12 protein-coding genes are annotated in these 16,930 nt (G+C 69.9%); 5 read left to right on the top strand and 7 right to left on the bottom strand.

Annotated features, from left to right (window positions below):
* Nucleotides 1-15 precede the first annotated feature (15 nt).
* The 3 genes from cydD to IE318_RS21355 are packed head-to-tail and all read right to left on the bottom strand — an operon-like array spanning nucleotide 16 to nucleotide 6,120.
* Nucleotides 16-3,528: a thiol reductant ABC exporter subunit CydD gene (gene cydD, locus IE318_RS21345; RefSeq protein WP_189902674.1), complete on the bottom strand. Its 3,513-nt coding sequence runs from the start codon at nucleotides 3,526-3,528 to the stop codon at nucleotides 16-18.
* Between the two features lie 60 nt (nucleotides 3,529-3,588).
* Nucleotides 3,589-4,593 (bottom strand): cytochrome d ubiquinol oxidase subunit II, encoded by a 1,005-nt coding sequence (gene cydB / locus IE318_RS21350; RefSeq protein WP_189902676.1) that lies wholly within the window; start codon nucleotides 4,591-4,593, stop codon nucleotides 3,589-3,591.
* Between the two features lie 18 nt (nucleotides 4,594-4,611).
* Nucleotides 4,612-6,120 (bottom strand): cytochrome ubiquinol oxidase subunit I, encoded by a 1,509-nt coding sequence (locus IE318_RS21355; protein ID WP_189902678.1) that lies wholly within the window; start codon nucleotides 6,118-6,120, stop codon nucleotides 4,612-4,614.
* Between the two features lie 211 nt (nucleotides 6,121-6,331).
* Here IE318_RS21355 and IE318_RS21360 point away from each other — a divergent pair, with 211 nt between their 5' ends.
* On the top strand, nucleotides 6,332-6,733 hold the full coding sequence (locus IE318_RS21360; RefSeq protein WP_189902680.1) for a cyclophilin-like fold protein: 402 nt from the start codon (nucleotides 6,332-6,334) through the stop codon (nucleotides 6,731-6,733).
* 84 nt (nucleotides 6,734-6,817) lie between these two features.
* Here IE318_RS21360 and hisC read toward each other — a convergent pair whose 3' ends face one another.
* Nucleotides 6,818-7,897: a histidinol-phosphate transaminase gene (gene hisC / locus IE318_RS21365; RefSeq protein ID WP_189902682.1), complete on the bottom strand. Its 1,080-nt coding sequence runs from the start codon at nucleotides 7,895-7,897 to the stop codon at nucleotides 6,818-6,820.
* A gap of 431 nt (nucleotides 7,898-8,328) precedes the next feature.
* Here hisC and IE318_RS21370 point away from each other — a divergent pair, with 431 nt between their 5' ends.
* The 3 genes from IE318_RS21370 to IE318_RS21380 all read left to right on the top strand — a co-directional run bounded on the left by IE318_RS21370 (nucleotide 8,329) and on the right by IE318_RS21380 (nucleotide 11,788).
* Nucleotides 8,329-9,441 (top strand): LacI family DNA-binding transcriptional regulator, encoded by a 1,113-nt coding sequence (locus tag IE318_RS21370; protein ID WP_078917015.1) that lies wholly within the window; start codon nucleotides 8,329-8,331, stop codon nucleotides 9,439-9,441.
* Nucleotides 9,442-9,643: 202 nt separating this feature from the next.
* Nucleotides 9,644-10,735 (top strand): metallophosphoesterase family protein, encoded by a 1,092-nt coding sequence (locus IE318_RS21375; protein ID WP_267882679.1) that lies wholly within the window; start codon nucleotides 9,644-9,646, stop codon nucleotides 10,733-10,735.
* A 192-nt stretch (nucleotides 10,736-10,927) separates the two neighbouring features.
* Nucleotides 10,928-11,788 (top strand): hypothetical protein, encoded by an 861-nt coding sequence (locus IE318_RS21380; protein ID WP_189902684.1) that lies wholly within the window; start codon nucleotides 10,928-10,930, stop codon nucleotides 11,786-11,788.
* Between the two features lie 121 nt (nucleotides 11,789-11,909).
* Here the strand turns inward: IE318_RS21380 and thiC are convergent, their stop codons facing one another.
* Nucleotides 11,910-13,694, bottom strand: a complete 1,785-nt coding sequence (gene thiC / locus IE318_RS21385) for a phosphomethylpyrimidine synthase ThiC (RefSeq protein ID WP_229903652.1) — start codon at nucleotides 13,692-13,694, stop codon at nucleotides 11,910-11,912.
* 241 nt (nucleotides 13,695-13,935) lie between these two features.
* Here thiC and IE318_RS21390 point away from each other — a divergent pair, with 241 nt between their 5' ends.
* Nucleotides 13,936-15,300: a YibE/F family protein gene (locus IE318_RS21390; RefSeq protein ID WP_229903653.1), complete on the top strand. Its 1,365-nt coding sequence runs from the start codon at nucleotides 13,936-13,938 to the stop codon at nucleotides 15,298-15,300.
* Between the two features lie 90 nt (nucleotides 15,301-15,390).
* Here the strand turns inward: IE318_RS21390 and IE318_RS21395 are convergent, their stop codons facing one another.
* Nucleotides 15,391-15,828 (bottom strand): SsgA family sporulation/cell division regulator, encoded by a 438-nt coding sequence (locus IE318_RS21395; RefSeq protein WP_030168615.1) that lies wholly within the window; start codon nucleotides 15,826-15,828, stop codon nucleotides 15,391-15,393.
* A 97-nt stretch (nucleotides 15,829-15,925) separates the two neighbouring features.
* Complete coding sequence (locus IE318_RS21400; protein ID WP_373311238.1) at nucleotides 15,926-16,825, bottom strand: IclR family transcriptional regulator; 900 nt, start codon at nucleotides 16,823-16,825, stop codon at nucleotides 15,926-15,928.
* Nucleotides 16,826-16,930 lie beyond the last annotated feature (105 nt).

Raw genomic sequence — 16,930 nt, forward strand, 5'->3', positions numbered from 1 at the left:
TCCGGGAGCGCGCCGCTACCGCACTCCCACCAGCAGCTCCGCCGCTGCCTCCCGCTCCGCCATCCCCCGCAGCGGCCCGGGCAGGGCCGCCAGCTCCGCGTACGGCCCCCGCTGGACCACACGGCCCTCGTCCAGCACGATCACCTCGTCCACGGCCTCCAGTCCGGCCAGGCGGTGGGTGATGAGCAGTGTCGTACGGCCCTCGGTGGCGGCCAGCAGGTCGGCGGTGAGCGCGTCGGCGGTCTCCAGGTCCAGATGCTCGGCGGGCTCGTCGAGGACCAGGACCGGGAAGTCGGCGAGCAGCGCCCGGGCCAGGGCCAGCCGCTGCCGCTGGCCACCGGACAGCCGCGTGCCGTGCTCGCCGACGAGTGTGTCGAGCCCGTCGGGCAGCGTGTCGGCCCAGTCCAGCAGCCGGGCCCGGGCCAGCGCGTCACGCAGCTCGGGCTCGGTGGCGTCCTTCTTCGCCAGCAGCAGGTTCTCCCGCACCGAGCTGTCGAACAGGTGCGCATCCTGGGCGCACAGCCCGACGAGCCGTCGTACGTCGTCGCCGTCCAGCGCGCGGGCGTCGACCCCACCGAGGGTGTAGGTGCCCGACCTCGGGTCGAGGAACCGCAGCAGCACCTGTGCCAGCGTCGTCTTGCCGGATCCGGACGACCCGACCACGGCCACCCTGCGGCCCTTCTCCAGGATCAGGTCCAGCCCGGTGAGCGCGTCCCGTTCCTGCCCCGCATGCCGGGCCGTCAGGCCCCTGACGGTCAGCGGGAACGGTGATGCGGGCGCCTGCCGGGGCCGCTCTGGCTCGTGGACGGGCGCAGGGGCGTCCAGGACCTCGTGCACGCGCTCCGCGCTGCGGCGCACCCGCTGCCGGTACTGCACGGCGAGCGGCATGCCGAGGACCGCTTCGAAGGCGGCGAGCGGGGTGAGGACGACGACGGCCATGGCCACCCCGCTCAGCCGTCCGCCGGCGACCGCCTGGGCGCCGACGAGGGCCGCCGCCGTGACGGTCAGCCCGCAGACCAGTGCGGTGAGCCCGTCACCGAGTGCCGTGGCGGTGGCCGCGCGCGAGGCGATCCGGGTGAGCGCACTGTCGGCCCGTCGCGCCTCGGCGGCGCGGGCGGGCAGGGCGCCGGCGACCGTCAGTTCGGCGGTCCCGGTGAGCAGGTCGGTCACACGGGTCGCGAGGTCGCCGCGGGCGGGGGCCAGCCGCCGCTCGGCGCGCCGGGCCACGGCGCCGGTGACCAGCGGGACACCGGCGCCGGCCGCGAGCAGCCCCACGGCGAGGACGGCACCGGCCTCGGGCAGCAGCCAGGCGGTGAAGGCGACGGAGGCCGCGGACACCGCCAGCGCCGCACCGGCCGGCAGCAGCCAGCGCAGCCAGTAGTCCTGCAGCGCGTCCACGTCGGCGACGAGCCGCGTCAGCAGATCGCCCCGGCGCAGCCCACGCAGCCCGGCGGGCGCCAGCCGCTCCAGGCGCCGGTAGACGGCCACCCGCGTGTCCGCGAGCATCCGCAGCACCGCGTCGTGCGACACCAGCCGTTCCGCGTACCGGAAGACCGCCCGTCCGATGCCGAAGGCCCGTGTCGCCGTGACGGCCACCATCAGGTAGAGCACGGGGGGATGCTGCGAGGCCCGGGAGATGAGCCATCCGGAGGTGGCCATGAGCCCGACGGCGCTGCCGAGGGCGAGGCTGCCGAGGAGCAGGGCGAGGGCGAGGCGTCCGCGCCGGGGGCCGGACATCGCACGGACCCGGGTGAGGACACTGCCTGTCGCCGCTACGGCCGCGTTCCCTGACCCGCCCTCCGGAGCGAGCGCGCCTTTGCGCACCGTCTCCGCCGTGGGTTCCGGACGGCTCGCGGGCACCAGCGCAGCGGACACCGGGCCGTGGCGATGGGCGCCGTCCAGCCGCACGACCCGGTCCGCGACCCCCAGGAGGGCCGGCCGGTGGACGACGAGCAGCACCGTCCGCCCGGCCGACAGCCGCCGCACCGCCGCCACGACCTCGGCCTCGGTCGCTCCGTCCAGCGCGGCCGTCGGCTCGTCCAGCAGCAGGACCGGCCGGTCGGCGAGGAAGGCCCGCGCCAGCGCGAGCCGCTGCCGCTGACCGGCGGAGAGTCCGGCGCCGTCCTCACCGAGCACGGTCTGCGTCCCGTCCGGCAGCGCGTCGACGAACTCCAGGGCCCCGGCGTCGGCCAGCGCCCCGCGTACGGCGGCCTCGTCCGCGTCGGGCCGTGCCAGCCGTACGTTCTCGGCGATCGTCCCGGCGTACAGGTGCGGTCGCTGCGGCACCCAGGCGATGCGCGACCGCCACTGCTCCAGATCGAGGTCCGCGAGATCGGCTCCCCCGACGCGCACCCGGCCCTCCGTGGGCCGGACGAAGCCCAGCAGGACGTTGAGCAGGGTCGACTTGCCGATGCCGCTCGGCCCGACGAGCGCGACCGTCTCCCCCGGCCGCACGACGAAGGACACCTCGGCCACGGCGTCCATGGACCGTCCGGGATAGCGGACACGCACGTCCTCGAAGGTCAGCGCTCCGGAGGGGACGGCCGCCGCGCCGGACTGCGGCAGCGGTGTCTCCAGCACGGCGAAGATCTCCTCCGCGGCCGCCAGACCCTCCGCCGCGGCGTGGTACTGGGCACCGACCTGGCGCAGCGGCAGATAGGCCTCCGGCGCGAGGACGAGGATGACCAGGCCGATGTACAGGTCCATGTCGCCGTTGACCAGCCGCATGCCGATCGTCACGGCGACCAGGGCCACCGACAGCGTGGCCAGCAGCTCCAGTGCGAAAGAGGAGAGGAAGGCTATCCGCAGGGTGCGCAGGGTCGCGCGCCGGTACTCGCCCGTGATGCGCCGGATCGACTCCGCCTGCGCCTTGGCGCGGCCGAAGACCTTCAGGGTCGGCAGCCCCGCGACCACGTCCAGGAAATGCCCGGAGAGCCGGGACAGCAGCCGCCACTGGCGGTCCATGCGGGACTGCGTGGCCCAGCCGATCAGCATCATGAAGACGGGGATGAGCGGAAGGGTGCCGACGATGATGGCCGCCGACACCCAGTCCTCGGTGACGATCCGCGCCAGCACCGCCACGGGAACGACCACCGCGAGCCCCAACTGCGGCAGATAGCGCGAGAAGTAGTCGTCCAGGGCATCGACACCGCGGGTCGCCAACGCGACCAGCGAGCCGGTCCGCTGCCCGCTGAGCCATCCGGGACCCAGCGCCGCCGCGCGGTCCAGCAGCCGGCCGCGCAGTTCGGACTTCACCGCCGCGCTCGCCCGGTGCGCGGCGAGCTCGGTGAGCCAGGAGACCAGCGCCCGGCCGCAGGCGACGGCCACCAACAGCAGCAGGGGAGTGCGGAGTTCGCCGACCGCCATCCCGTGCTGGAAGGCGCCGACCACCACTTCGGCGACGAGCATGGCCTGTGCGATGACCAGGCCCGCGCCGAGGGCCCCCAGGCCGACGACGGCCATGAGAAAGAGCCGGGTGGCCCGGGCGTAGCGGAGGAGACGCGGATCGATCGGTTTCACGTGAAACATGCCCTTCGGTCCAGAGGGTGTGTTTCAGCGTGTTTCACATGAAACACACCCCGGTCGGACTCAGTGCGCGGCTTCGGCGATGTGCTGCGTGCCGATCCGCTTGCGGAACACCCAGTAGGTCCACCCCTGGTAGAGCAGGACGATCGGTGTGGCGATCCCCGCGCACCACGTCATGATCTTCAGGGTGTAGGGGCTGGAGGAGGCGTTGGTGACCGTCAGGCTCCAGTCCGCGTCCAGCGTGGACGGCATGACGTTCGGGAAGAGCGACAGGAAGAGCATCGCCACGGCGGCCACGATGGTGAGACCGGACAGGGCGAACGCCCATCCCTCCCGCCCGATCTGGTTGGCCACCAGTGCGACCACAAGTGCCGCCACCGCCACGACCAGCGCCACCAGGCTCCGACCGTTGCCCGAGTGGGCCTGCGTCCACAGCAGGAAGGCCAGGGCCGCGACGGCCGTCACGAGCCCCACACGCAGGGCCAGCCTGCGCGCCCGCTCCCGGATCTCCCCGACGGTCTTCAGCGCCGTGAACACCGCACCGTGGAAGGTGAACAGCGTCAGGGTGACCAGACCGCCGAGAAGCGCATACGGGTTGAGCAGGTCGCCGACGCTGCCGACGTACTCGAGGTTCCGGTCGATCCGCACCCCGCGCACGATGTTGCCGAAGGCCACGCCCCACAGGAAGGCGGGGATCAGCGAGCACCAGAAGATGGCGGTCTCCCAGTTGCGCTGCCAGTTCTCCTCGGGCCGCTTGGCCCGGTACTCGAAGGCGACGCCCCGCACGATCAGGCAGACCAGGATGGCCAGCAGCGGCAGGTAGAAGCCGGAGAAGAGCGTGGCGTACCACTCGGGGAACGCGGCGAAGGTCGCGCCGCCCGCGCTGAGCAGCCAGACCTCGTTGCCGTCCCAGACGGGGCCGATGGTGTTGATCAGCACCCGCTTCTCGGCCCGGTTCCTGGCGAGCAGCTTGGTGAGGACGCCGACCCCGAAGTCGAAGCCCTCCAGGAAGAAGTAGCCGGTCCACAGGACGGCGATGAGGACGAACCAGACGTCGTGCAGTTCCATGACTGTGCCTCCCTCGGCCTAGTACGAGAAGGCCATCGGCTTGTCGGCGTCACGGATGTCGCCGCCGATCTTCGTGGGCGGGTTGAGGTCGGCCTCCGTGAGCTCCGGCGGGCCGGCCTTGACGTACTTCGCGAGCAGCTTCACCTCGACGACGGCGAGGATGGCGTAGAGCAGCGTGAAGACGGTCATGGAGGTGATGACCTCGCCCTGCGAGACGCCGGGGGACACCGCGTGCCGGGTCTGCAGTACGCCGTAGACGACCCATGGCTGGCGGCCCATCTCGGTGAAGATCCAGCCCCAGGAGTTGGCGATCAGCGGGAACGCGAGCGTCCAGATCGCGATCCGCCAGTACCACGTCGTCAGCTGCGGGCCGAGTGCCTTGTTCCTGAACAGGACCAGGTGCGGCACCTCGTCCTCGCCGACCCGCAGATGCTGCGGCAGCATGAACTTCTTGCGGGTGAGCCAGAGTCCGGCCAGGCCGATGGCGAAGGACGCCATGCCGAATCCGATCATCCAGCGGAAGCCCCAGAAGGCGACGGGGATGTTGGGCCGGTAGTCGCCGGGTCCGAACTTCTGCTGCTCGGCCTTGTTGACGTCGTTGATGCCGGGGACGTAGGAGCTGAAGTTGTCGTCCGCCAGGAAGGACAGCAGGCCGGGTATTTCGATCGCGACCGTGTTGTGGCCCTTCTCCACGTCGCCGTAGGCGAAGAGCGAGAACGGTGCCGGCTTCTGTCCGTCCCACAGCGCCTCGGCGGCGGCCATCTTCATCGGCTGCTGCTTGAACATGACCTTGCCGAGGGTGTCACCGCTGACGGCGGTGAGCAGGCCGGCGATGGCGACGGTGACCAGGCCGAGCCGCAGCGAGGTCTTCATCGTGCCGACGTGCTTCTTGCGCAGCAGGTGGTAGGCGGCGATGCCGACCATGAAGGCACCACCGGTGAGGAAGGCGGCGGAGAGGGTGTGGAAGGCCTGGCTGAGTGCGGTGTTCTGGGTCAGGACGGCCCAGAAGTCGGTGAGTTCGGCGCGGCCCTTGGCCTTGTCGATCCGGTAGCCGACGGGGTGCTGCATCCACGAGTTGGCCGCGAGGATGAAGTACGCCGAGAGGATCGTGCCGAGGGACACCATCCAGATGCACGCCAGGTGGATCTTCTTGGGGAGCTTGTCCCAGCCGAAGATCCACAGGCCGATGAAGGTGGACTCGAAGAAGAACGCGATCAGTGCCTCGAAGGCGAGCGGGGCACCGAAGATGTCGCCGACGAAGCGGGAGTAGTCGGACCAGTTCATGCCGAACTGGAACTCCTGCACGATGCCGGTGACCACACCCATGGCGATGTTGATGAGGAAGAGCTTGCCCCAGAACTTGGTCGCTCTGAGGTACTTCTCCTTCTCCGTGCGCACCCAGGCGGTCTGCAGCCCGGCCGTCAGGGCGGCCAGGGAGATCGTCAGGGGAACGAACAGGAAGTGGTAGACGGTCGTGATGCCGAACTGCCAGCGCGCCAGTGTCTCCGGCGCCAAAGCCAGGTTCACGTCGTCACTCTCCTTACGTCGCCGTGGTCACGGCGGCGGTTTGCCCCGATGTGTCCCACACAACAAGGCAGCAATCGGACTCGCTTGTGAACGCGTTCACATTCACAAGCAATTATGACGCACTGATTTTCGGCGGGGAACCCGGGGGTCCCCCTTCGCCGTCACGTCAAGGCCTTGGCAGGAACTTCAACAACTTGTTGAATTGCGCCTCATGCAGATACGGATTTCCTGGCCCGCGGGACACCTCACCGCGACCCTCGACGACACGCCGACCACCCGGGCGCTCGTCAAGGAGCTGCCCCTGGTCTCCACCGCCCAGACTTGGGGCGAGGAGGTCTACTTCGGCACCGGTGTCCGTGTTCCACGTGAAACGGAAGCCCGGCAGGTCGTCGAACCCGGCACGGTGGCCTTCTGGACCGACGGTGACGCTCTGGCCCTCCCCTATGGACCCACGCCGATCTCGCGAGGCTGGGGTCTCCCCCGAACGGAGTTCGAGGGAGAGTGCCGCCTCGCCGGCCCGTGCAACGTCCTCGGCCGGATCGACGGCGACCCCCGCCGCCTGGCGACCGTGCGCGCCGGCGACCCGGTACGGGTGGAGCCTCTGGAGGACTAGGGCCTGTCCGCCGGACAGGCCCTAGAGGCAGATCGTAAGAACGAGCAGTGGAACGAGCAGCGATCAGAGGACCGGGACGGCCACTCAGGCCTCCCTGCGGAACGCTTCCGCGGTCTTCAGGAAGATGTCGTTCCCCTCGGTCTCCCCGACGGTCACCCGCACACCCTCGCCCGGGAACGGTCGGACGACCACGCCCGCCTGCTCACACGCCTCGGCGAAGGCCATCGTGCGCTCCCCCAGCCGCAGCCACACGAAGTTCGCCTGCGTCTCGGGCACCGTCCAGCCCTGCGCGCGCAGCCCGTCGACGACACGCGCACGTTCGCACACCAGCGAACCGACCCGGCCGAGCAGCTCGTCCTCGGCACGCAGCGAGGCGATCGCCGCGTCCTGGGCCAGCTGGCTCACCCCGAACGGCACCGCCGTCTTGCGCAGCGCCGCCGCCACCGGCTCATGGGCGATCGCGAAGCCCACTCGCAGCCCGGCCAGGCCGTAAGCCTTGGAGAACGTCCGCAGCACACAGACGTTGGGCCGCTCCCGGTACAGCGACACACCGTCCGGCACCTCGGTATCGCGGATGAACTCGCGGTACGCCTCGTCGAGCACCACCAGGACATCGCCGGGCACCCGGTCGAGGAAGCGTTCCAGCTCGGCCCGTCGCACCACCGTGCCGGTCGGGTTGTTGGGGTTGCAGACGAAGATCAGACGGGTCCGGTCCGTGATCGCGTCCGCCATCGCGTCCAGGTCGTGCACATCGCCCGACGTCAGCGGGACCTGCACGGAGGCAGCCCCGCTGATCTGCGTGATGATCGGGTAGGCCTCGAAGGAACGCCAGGCGTACATGACCTCGTCGCCGGGGCCGCTGGTGGCCTGGAGCAGCTGCTGGGCGACACCGACGGAGCCGGTGCCGGTGGCGACATGGGAGACCGGCACCCCGAAACGCTCGGCCAGCTCCTCCGTCAGGGCGGTGCACGCCATGTCCGGGTACCGGTTGAAGGAGCAGGCGGCGGCCGTCACCGTCTCCATGACGCCCGGCAGCGGCGGGTACGGGTTCTCGTTGGAGGACAGCTTGTACGCCACCGGGCCGTCGGCCGCGGCGGGCTTGCCCGGCTTGTAGGTGGGGATACCCTCCAGCTCGGCGCGCAGCTTCGGGCTCGTCTCGCTCACCGCAGTCCTCCTCGTGACCACACCGGCTTTCAATACTGCACACCTTATGAGGATTGGGCGCCCGTGCGAATGGGTCTGGCCCCGTCACTCCCGTCCGGTCGCCTGCCTGGCCTGTCACACAGGCATCAGGGGCATCGACGGCACCATCGTACGAATATGTACGGATACGAGGGGCGCGCCGCACATATATCTACGCGCCGGTGGCTCGCGCCGTGGCGCGCATCCCTCGTGAAGGTGAGTTGAGACCTCTTCGAGACCTCGGAGGCACGCCAGGCGCACGCGCGCCACCGCGTCATCTCCTGGCATCCCAATGCCTAACTGACTTATTTTCTAAGGTAGTTGAGCAGAGATGACCATGCAGAAACGTGCCTGTCAATGCGCGCATATGCGTCCGCACTACCCCACCCGATGAGCCCTACTATCGGCTCGCCATGACAGCAGCAGGGAAGCACCAGGTGAGCCGCGCGGAAACCTCACGTCGAGGCAGTCGGCCGGGCCGGGCGGGCATCAGAGACGTGGCCGCCGCCGCCGGAGTCTCCATCACGACCGTCTCCGACGCCCTCAACGGCAAGGGCCGGCTCCCGGACGCCACCCGGCGCCATGTCCGCGAGGTCGCCGACCGGCTGGGATACCGACCATCGGCCGCAGCCCGCACCCTTCGTACCGGCAAGTCGGGCCTCATCGGCCTGACCGTGACGACGTACGGGGATGAACCTTTCACCTTCACCGAGTTCGCGTACTTCGCCGAGATGGCCCGCGCCGCCACCTCAGCCGCGCTCGCCCGCGGCTACGCCCTCGTGATCCTCCCCGCGACCTCACGCCACGACGTGTGGTCGAACGTCGCGCTGGACGGCACGGTCGTCATCGACCCCTCCGATCAGGATCCGGTCGTCAGCGAACTGGTCCGGCAGGGTTTACCGGTGGTCAGCGACGGCCGCCCGGCCGGCTCACTCCCGGTCACCGCCTGGGTCGACAACGACCACGAGGCCGCCGTGCTGGACATCCTCGACCACCTCGCCGAGGCCGGCGCCCGCCGCATCGGCCTGCTCACCGGCACCACCACGGACACCTACACCCACCTGTCGACCACCGCCTACCTGCGCTGGTGCGAGCGCGTCGGCCAGGATCCGGTGTACGAGGCCTACCCCGCCCACGACCCCTGCGCGGGCGCCGTCGCCGCCGACCGGCTGCTCGCCCGGCCCGACCGGCCGGACGCCGTCTACGGACTGTTCGACCCGAACGGCACCGACCTGCTCGCCGCCGCCCGCCGCTACGGCCTGCGCGTGCCCGACGACCTGCTGCTGGTCTGCTGCAGCGAGTCCACGGTGTACGCCAACACCGAGCCGCCCATCACCACGCTCTCCCTCAAGCCGCGCCGCATCGGCACGGCGGTGGTACAGCTGCTCATCGACGCCATCGAGGGAGTCGATTCCGACCACCCGGTCGAGCAGGTCATACCGACCGAGCTGATCGTGCGCACCTCGTCCCAGCGGCGCCCACCGCGCACGACCGTCAGCCCGCCACGCGCACCGGAGGGGCACTGAGAAGCCCGGGGAGCACGGGGGACAGCCGGTCGCGGGAGCGCCGAAGACGGCCCAATCGGGGCGAAAGCCGCGGTGAACCGCAGTCCTGCTCCGATTCACCACCCCTGGGTCATCACATGGCGCGATCCGCATTCCTATGATGGGCCCACGACACCGCGGGCCGCTGCGACCAGGCAGTCCGAAGCGGTGCAGATGCGGCGCGATGGTGGAGGGGTCGATGACTCAGGGGGCCGGTCAGGGACCCGAAGTGGAGCGGACGGCGACGCTGCGCGACTTCCGGGTACCCGCGTATGTGAACGAGACCGGTCCGTACGCCCACAGCACCCACCCCTCCGAGACCCTCCCGCCGACCGAGGACGGCTACCCGGACGCGTACACGCCCACCCAGCGCGACCTTCCCGTCATCAACCGCGGCGACACCCTCCAGGTGACCGTGGACCCGGCCTCCGCACCGGCCGCCCAGCCCGTCACCGGGCCCGGCCCGCTGTACGTCGTCGGTGACGTGCACGGCTATCTCGACCAGCTGGTCGCCGCCCTGCAGGAACAGGGCCTCATCGACTCCGCCGGCCAGTGGTGCGCGGGCACGACGCGGCTGTGGTTCCTCGGCGACTTCACCGACCGCGGCCCGGACGGCATCGGCGTCATCGACCTCGTGATGCGGCTGTCCGCCGAGGCAGCCGCCGCCGGCGGCTACTGCAAGGCCCTCATGGGCAACCACGAACTGCTGCTGCTGGGCGCCAAGCGGTTCGGCGACACCCCCGTCAACTCCGGTGCGGGCACCGCCACCTTCCAAGCCGCCTGGCTGCTCAACGGCGGCCAGAAGTCCGACATGGACCGCCTCCAGGACCACCACCTGCAGTGGATGGCCCGCCTCGACGCCATCGAGGCGGTCGACGGCTATCTGCTCGTGCACTCCGACACCACCGCCTACCTCGACTACGGCGACTCGATCGAAGAGGTCAACGACACCGTCCACGACACGCTCACGCGCAACGACGCGGACGAGTGCTGGGACCTGTTCCGCAAATTCACCAAACGCTTCTCCTTCCGCGACGAGGGCGGCGCCGACGCCGTGCGCTCCCTCCTCGATACGTACGGCGGCACCCGCATCGTTCACGGCCACAGCCCCATTCCCTACCTGCTGGGCCAAGTCGGCTCCGAGGACGGCGAAGACACCGCGGGGCCCGTGGTGGAGGGACCGCACGTCTACGCCGACGGACTGGCCATCGCGATGGACGGCGGCGTGACCATGGCCGGAAAGCTGCTGGTCCAGCAACTTCCGCTGGACGCCTGACCGTTCACCGCGCGAACCTGCCCCGCCGGGCCCGGGCGCTGCTGGGCACCCAATGGCACCCAATTTGTGAAAACCCCCTGTCACCGCGCGCCGTCACGGCTCTACCATCGGCTTATCCGTAGCAGGCTCCCCTCCGTTTCTGCCCGACGGCTCGCCGCCATGCGAGCCCCAAGCCCTACGGAGCATCGGGGGATGCACATGAACAGCGTTCCGCAGCACCTGTTGAGCGAGGACCGCCAGGAATACGAGCGGATCCTCGATGAGGCGCTGCGCTCCGCCCCACACCGCCCGGAACTGGCCGCCCTCGGCCAGCGGCTCAACAGCGAACAGCTGCGCACCATGGCGCTCAACGCCACTGCCCTGATCACCGCGGCTGCCGCCACCGAGTACCACTACTACGTGAAGGTCCGCGAGGAACTGCGCAGGCCCGCACCGTCCACCCCGTCGTCCGCCGGCGACACCGGCTCCGGTGAGCCCGGATCGGCCGCGAGCGGGCTCGCCACCACCATGGGCGAGGTCGCCGAGACCACCGGCGCGGGCGCCGGTGCCGTCGTCGCGGTCCTGGCCCCCGTGCTCGCAGGAGTCGCGGCGGCCCTCTTCCTGCTCGTCGGCTACATCCTGGAGATGCTGGACCCGGCCCCCGCCTTCGCCCGGACCATGGTCACGGCGGGCTGGGTGTTCGGCGCCGTGACCGCGGCCGCGATCGTCGTCGCCGGCGCAGGGCTGCTGCTCACCGCCCTGCGCAACCGCCCCTCGCCCGAGAGGGGACCGTACGGCGAACTGGGCGCGGAACTCGCCCAGGCCAAGCAGGCCTGGCACGACGCCCTGCTCGAACGCGGCATCGTGCCGTTCCTGCGCGACGCGCTCGCCGCCTCCGGCTCGGCCGCACACCGTACGGACCCGTCGGCACCGAGCGGCCGCATCCCGCAACTCGGCTACGACCGGCCCGGTTTCAGCAGCCCCGACGACGGCGTCCCGAGCTCCCGCCCGAGCTTCTCCAGCCCGGACTTCACCAGCCCGGACTTCGGAGGCCCCGAGCACCAGCCGGAGTGACCAGCGCCCCGGGGCCGCACCGGCCGACTCCCGCAGGGGAAGGCAGCTACGGCACCGGCTGGTCCGGGCGGCACACGCGGTGCCCCCGGACCAGTACGACCACCGTGACGCTCCGCCGCGCTCAGTCGGCGATCGGCAGGTACACCCGGTTGCCCGCGGCCGCGAACTCCTTCGACTTCTGAGCCATGCCCTCCTCGATCTCGCTCCGGCTGGTTCCGTGTTCACGCCGGATGTCCTGCGAGATCTTCATCGAACAGAACTTCGGGCCGCACATCGAGCAGAAGTGGGCCGTCTTGGCAGGTTCCGCCGGGAGGGTCTCGTCGTGGAACTCCCGTGCCGTGTCCGGGTCGAGGGCGAGGTTGAACTGGTCCTCCCACCGGAACTCGAAGCGGGCGTCGGACAGGGCGTCGTCCCACTCCTGCGCACCGGGGTGCCCCTTGGCGAGGTCGGCCGCGTGGGCGGCGATCTTGTAGGTGATGACTCCGGTCTTGACGTCGTCACGGTTGGGCAGGCCCAAGTGCTCCTTGGGCGTGACGTAGCAGAGCATGGCCGTGCCCCACCAGGCGATCATCGCGGCACCGATGCCGGAGGTGATGTGGTCGTACGCCGGAGCGACGTCCGTCGTCAGCGGGCCGAGCGTATAGAACGGAGCTTCATCGCAGATCTCCTGCTGAAGGTCGATGTTCTCCTTGATCTTGTGCATCGGGACGTGTCCCGGGCCCTCGATCATGGTCTGTACGTTGAAACGCCTGGCAATGCGGTTGAGTTCCCCGAGCGTGCGCAACTCCGCGAACTGGGCCTCGTCGTTGGCGTCCGCGATGGAGCCCGGCCTGAGGCCGTCGCCGAGGGAGTACGTGACGTCGTAGGCGGCGAGGATCTCGCAGAGCTCCTCGAAGTTCTCGTAGAGGAACGACTCCTTGTGGTGCGCGAGACACCAGGCCGCCATGATCGAGCCGCCGCGCGAGACGATGCCGGTCTTGCGGTTCGCGGTCAGCGGCACATACGCCAGGCGCACGCCGGCGTGGACCGTCATGTAGTCCACGCCCTGTTCGGCCTGCTCGATGACCGTGTCCTTGTAGATCTCCCAGGTCAGCTCCTCGGCCTTGCCGTCGACCTTCTCCAGGGCCTGGTAGAGCGGCACGGTACCGATGGGGACGGGGGAGTTGCGCAGCACCCACTCACGGGTGGTGTGGATGTTGCGGCCGGTGGAGAGGTCCATGACCGTGTCGGCGCCCCAGCGGGTCGCCCAGGTCATCTTCTCGACCTCCTCCTCGATCGAGGAGGTGACCGCGGAGTTGCCGATGTTGGCGTTGACCTTCACCAGGAACCGCTTGCCGATGATCATCGGCTCGATCTCCGGGTGGTTGACGTTGGCCGGCAGTACCGCGCGGCCCGCCGCGATCTCCTCGCGGACGACTTCGGGAGAGACGTTCTCGCGGAGTGCCACGAACTCCATCTCCGGCGTGATCTCCCCGCGGCGCGCGTACGCGAGCTGCGTCACCGCCTGGCCGGCACGCCCGCGCCGCGGCTGGCGCGGCCGGCCCGGGAACACCGCGTCGAGGTTGCGCAGGCCTCCGCGCGGAGAGGTGTGCTTGATCCCGTCGTCCTCGGGGCGTACGGGACGGCCCGCGTACTCCTCGGTGTCTCCGCGAGTGATGATCCAGTTCTCCCGCAGCGGTGACAGGCCCCTGCGGACATCGGTGTCGACGAGCGGATCGGTGTACGGGCCCGAGGTGTCGTACAGCGTGACCGACTGCCCGTTGGTGAGATGCACCTGACGGACCGGCACCCGCAGGTCGGGGCGTGAACCCTCGACATACGCCTTGTGCCAGCCGATGGACTTCCCGGCCTCCTCGGACTTCTCGTCCTGAGCGGAGGCAGGCGTGCGTGCGTCCTTGTTGGTCATGAGACCTACTCCCTACGCCGGCATTACCCGGTAACAGGTTCGGCGGTCGACGCAGCAGCTCTCGTCTGCCGGCGTTTCATGTGAAACATCACTCGTTCCACGTGAAACATCGCAAAGACGAAGGTCAGCGCCCTCTCAGCCCGGTGCTCCGAGCTCCCGCGTGTGCAAAGGTGTCTCCACGCTAGCGCCATTTGTGGCGCGCTGAACAGTGGGCCCCTGCCGTTCTTGCGATGATCTGGCGGTGACCACGACACAGCAGTCCCCCCATGGGCCCCCTCCCGGGAGCGGCGGCGGACACGGGCATGCGCACGGCCACAGCCATGGACCCGCCGCCCCCGTCTCCCAGCACCTCCGCAAGGTCATCGCAGCCATCCTGATCCCGTTCGCCGCCGCGGTCGTGGTCGGGCTCGTGGTGCTCTGGCCCGGTGGCGCGCCTTCGCACCAGCGCACCGGTGTGGGCTTCGACCGGCAGACACAGCAGGCCACGGTCACCGAAGTGGTGGCGGTGAGCTGCAAGTCGGTGAACGCCTCCGGGGACACGCCGACCGGCGACACCTCGACGGCCGAGGGCTCCTCCGCGCAGGCACAGGCGACCGGCACCTGCAAGAAGGCCACGGTCCGTGTCGACACCGGCAACGACAAGGGACGCACCTTCACCGAGATCGTGCAGCCGGACCAGTCACGGCAGTTGCACCAGGGCGAGAAGGTCGTGGTCGCCTACGAGCCCTCCGCCCCCAAAGACCTTCAGTACTCGGTCACCGACGTCAACCGGCGCTTCCCGATGGCGCTCCTGGCCGGTGTCTTCGCGCTCGCCGTCGTGGTCGTCGGGCGGATGCGGGGCGTCATGGCGCTGATCGCGCTGGCCGTCAGCTTCCTGGTGCTGAACCTGTTCGTCCTGCCCGCGATCCTGCAGGGTTCGAACCCGCTGCTCGTGGCCGTGGTGGGGTCGAGCGCCATCATGCTGATCGCCCTGTACATGTGTCACGGTCTGTCCGCCCGCACATCGGTGGCGGTGCTCGGCACGCTGATCTCGCTGGTGCTGATCGGCATCCTGGGCTCGCTGTTCATCGGCTGGGCCGCGCTCACCGGCAACACCGACGACAACACCGGCCTGATCCATGGCCTGTACCCGTCGATCGACATGAGCGGTCTGCTGCTCGCCGGGGTCATCATCGGCTCGCTCGGCGTCCTCGACGACGTGACCGTGACGCAGACCTCGGCGGTCTGGGAGCTGCACGAGGCCAACCCGGCGATGGGCTGGCGCGGGCTGTACCGCGCGGGCATCCGCATCGGCCGCGACCACATCGCGTCCGTCGTCAACACCCTTGTCCTGGCCTACGCGGGCGCGGCACTTCCGCTGCTGCTGCTCTTCTCCATCGCGCAGAGCAGCGTGGGAACCGTCGCCAACAGTGAGCTGGTCGCGGAGGAGATCGTCCGCACACTGGTGGGCTCGATCGGCCTGGTCGCCTCCGTGCCGGTCACCACCGCCCTGGCGGCCCTCGTGGTCTCGGCCGACCGTACGGGTACCGGGCCGATGCCCGCGCGAGCGATGCCCGGCGCGCCGGCTCCCGCGCGCGGCGGCAGGGGGCGACGGCGCAAGCGGTGATCCCGGGGCACCGGATCTCCCGCCGCTTCATGTGACCCGCGTACGCGGTGAAGCGTTACGCCACCGCACACGGCCCGTTGCCGAAACGCTTCAGCCCGCGCTCTGTTCCTCGGCCAGAATGCGCCCCAGGGCCTCGTCGAGGTGCGCGTCGAAGTCGGCCAGAGCGCCCTCCTGGCCCAGCGGCACCAACTTGTCCGTGCGGTCCAGGAACGCCACGAGAGGTGCCGTGGAGGAACGGAACAGCGCCCGGTCGCTGCCGACCTGAAGACGGATCAGGACCTCGCTCAGCGAGTCCGCGTCCGCGGGCGAGATCCGGACATCGCCGTCCCCGCACGGTGTGCCCACCCCGTCGATGAGCAGCTCCCGTCCGAAGGCCCAGGTCACGGGAGCATCTCCGGGCAAGTGGAACGTCAGCCGTACGGCGTAGGGATCACAGGTCTCGTACCGCAGCTCCACCGGGATGCGGAAGGAGAGCTCCTCGGACACGAGAAAGCTCATCATGACCTCTGCCTGTACGGACTCGCGCATCGCTACCCCGTCATCTGCCGTCGACTGGCCGGGAATCATCCCCGTGACACTGTGGCATCTTGCTGAACGTACACAACAGATCACAAGGAGTAAGTTTTCAGATACTGATAGCGAGTGCGAGGGTGCCGGCACACCGTTCCACCTCGTGCTGCAGTTGCAGCGCCGCGGGCATCAGCCGGTCGTCCTGGTGGGCGGGAAGCGACAGGGCGATCGTCACCGCCGTCGCGCCCACCGTGATGGGAACGGCCGCGCAGACCGTCCCCAGGGCGTACTCCCGGCGCTCCGTCACCGGCTGCATCCGGCGCATCCGTTCCAGACGCCGCAGGAAGCTGTGATTGTCACGGACCGTGTACGGAGTGACGGACCGCACGGGATAGCGGTCGAGATGGTCGCGGCGGGCACCGTCGTCCAGCTGGGACAGCAGGCACTGGCCGATGGCGTGCGCATGCCCGGTCTCCCGGAAGTCGGCCCACTCCTCCACCGCCGGATTGGCCGGGGTGTCGGAGACGCTCATGACCTCGATCTCGCCGTCCCGGTACATCGCGTAGTACACGGGTGCACCGATCAGATCACGCCATTGTGCGAGCGTCTCGACGATCGTGGTGCGACGTTTCTGCGCGGCTCCGCTGCTGCCGAGTCGCTCGGCAGCCTCGCCCAGGAAGAACAGCCCCCGCTCGCGGTACAGGTAGCCCTCGTGGACCAGGGTGCGCAACAGGTGGTAGGCGGTAGGAAGGGCGAGGCCGGTCTCACGGGCCAGCTGTTTCGCCGGGGCCCCGTACTCGTGGCGCGCGACGGTTTCCAGCAGGCGCATCGCGCGCTGCACCGATCCGATGAGGGTCTGCTGCGGCTGTGCGGCCTGCTCCTCCAGCGTCCCGGCGTAGGACTGCTCCACCGGCGGCGCGGAGCGCGGCTGTGCGGGGAGTCCCGTGGAACGGGACGGCGTCCGGGGGCCGGGAGGCGCGTGCGGTTCTGCGGGTGCGGTGTCAACCGTGGCCAAGGGTCACTCCCGTAGCACGAGGGGGCAGCCCGTGCGGGGAAACACGGGTGGGGAAACGCTGCCCGCGGGGGTCCTGCCCCCACGTCGTTGCCCAGACCCTATCCG

The organism is Streptomyces spiralis, from assembly GCF_014654675.1.
In the GTDB taxonomy this organism is placed as follows: domain Bacteria; phylum Actinomycetota; class Actinomycetes; order Streptomycetales; family Streptomycetaceae; genus Streptomyces; species Streptomyces spiralis.

Coding starts and splice junctions, on each gene's coding strand:
- cydD (WP_189902674.1), bottom strand. CDS start 3,528: ATGTTTCACGTGAAACCGATCGATCCGCGTCTCCTCCGCTACGCCCGG.
- IE318_RS21380 (WP_189902684.1), top strand. CDS start 10,928: ATGCACATGAACAGCGTTCCGCAGCACCTGTTGAGCGAGGACCGCCAG.
- IE318_RS21370 (WP_078917015.1), top strand. CDS start 8,329: ATGACAGCAGCAGGGAAGCACCAGGTGAGCCGCGCGGAAACCTCACGT.
- IE318_RS21375 (WP_267882679.1), top strand. CDS start 9,644: ATGGTGGAGGGGTCGATGACTCAGGGGGCCGGTCAGGGACCCGAAGTG.
- IE318_RS21395 (WP_030168615.1), bottom strand. CDS start 15,828: ATGCGCGAGTCCGTACAGGCAGAGGTCATGATGAGCTTTCTCGTGTCC.
- cydB (WP_189902676.1), bottom strand. CDS start 4,593: ATGGAACTGCACGACGTCTGGTTCGTCCTCATCGCCGTCCTGTGGACC.
- thiC (WP_229903652.1), bottom strand. CDS start 13,694: ATGACCAACAAGGACGCACGCACGCCTGCCTCCGCTCAGGACGAGAAG.
- IE318_RS21360 (WP_189902680.1), top strand. CDS start 6,332: ATGCAGATACGGATTTCCTGGCCCGCGGGACACCTCACCGCGACCCTC.